The organism is Vibrio sp. 1727 (genome assembly GCF_033344415.1).
Taxonomy (GTDB): Bacteria; Pseudomonadota; Gammaproteobacteria; order Enterobacterales; family Vibrionaceae; genus Vibrio; species Vibrio alginolyticus.
In genome coordinates this window covers 1-1,016 of sequence record NZ_JAWPOT010000099.1, presented here as the reverse complement: position 1 = coordinate 1,016, position 1,016 = coordinate 1, and the positions used below count along the sequence as shown (strand labels likewise).

At 47.2% G+C, this 1,016-nt stretch carries 1 protein-coding gene and 1 pseudogene; both read right to left on the bottom strand.

The annotated features are described in order from the left end of the window. Positions 1-50: 50 nt before the first annotated feature. Positions 51-797, bottom strand: coding sequence for a SctJ family type III secretion inner membrane ring lipoprotein Vsc (gene vscJ, locus R8O10_RS24075; protein ID WP_005500485.1), 747 nt, complete (start codon positions 795-797; stop codon positions 51-53). After that, positions 797-1,016, bottom strand: a pseudogene (vscI, locus tag R8O10_RS24070) (SctI family type III secretion system inner rod subunit VscI); the annotation flags it as partial. The gene vscJ and the pseudogene vscI, both read right to left, overlap by 1 nt.

Sequence of the window (1,016 nt, the reverse complement as noted above, 5' to 3'; positions counted from 1 at the left end):
ATGGGCAGTAGTTGAACTGATGCAGCACCTGAGCCATCGGTGTTTCAGGTTTAACCACGCTTTGCGCTCCTGCGGCACCACGTGAACGTCGCGACATTCGAGCCAATCAATAGCAGTACCATAAATACTAAAATCCCGATGAGATGGTTCGCCGTTTCTTTGGTAACTTGCACCGACAAAATACTTTTAAATTGGTTGCTTTGAGTAGTCACTCGCACCTCCGAAGATGGCACCATCACGACACTAATGCGATCGTAATTCAGCCCTTCAATACTGTTGTTCACCAACAATTTGATTTGAGGAACGTAAGAGTCCAACGCTACATCGGCAGCATGTTTAATAAACACCGATGCCGAAGCAGGAGTAGGACGCTCGCCTGGGCGAAGATCTTGGTCTTCGAGTACCACGTGGACTCGCGCCACCAGCACACCATCAATTTGCGATAGCGTTGATGACAACTCTTGCGATTTTGCGTAAACCAAACGCGCTCTTTCCGCCAATGGCGAGGAGATTAAATCGTCTTTTGGAAACACTTCTTTTAACGTCGAGAACTGCTCTCGTGGGTAGCCTTTGCGTTTTAATGCATCAACGGCGAACGCGATTTGCGAGCTATCGACCATCAATTTTACTTTGTTGTCTTTGTCCGGTTCTTTGGTCGCCACCACGCCTTCCGATAACAAGATCGACAGCATTTCGTTGCCTTCTTTTTGGCTTACATTGGTGTAAAGCTCGGTTTGGCAACCCACCAAAAACAGCGCCAATACAAGGCAAAGCGCGCGCATTTTATTCTTCATCATTACTGCGCCTTCAAAAGCGTTTCGACATTCTGTGTGGTTTTACCCACGGTTTTCGCGATCAGCTCTTCTTGAAACGTGATTCGCGTTAACGCCCACTGCATTTGCAACAGTTGCGCTGGATCGTCACCGACCATTTTCATGCTGTCTTGCAGACTGCTTTTTGCATTGTCGATGGTGTTTTTTAGTTCGCTGATGTTTTCTAGCAAACCGCCTTCTAAA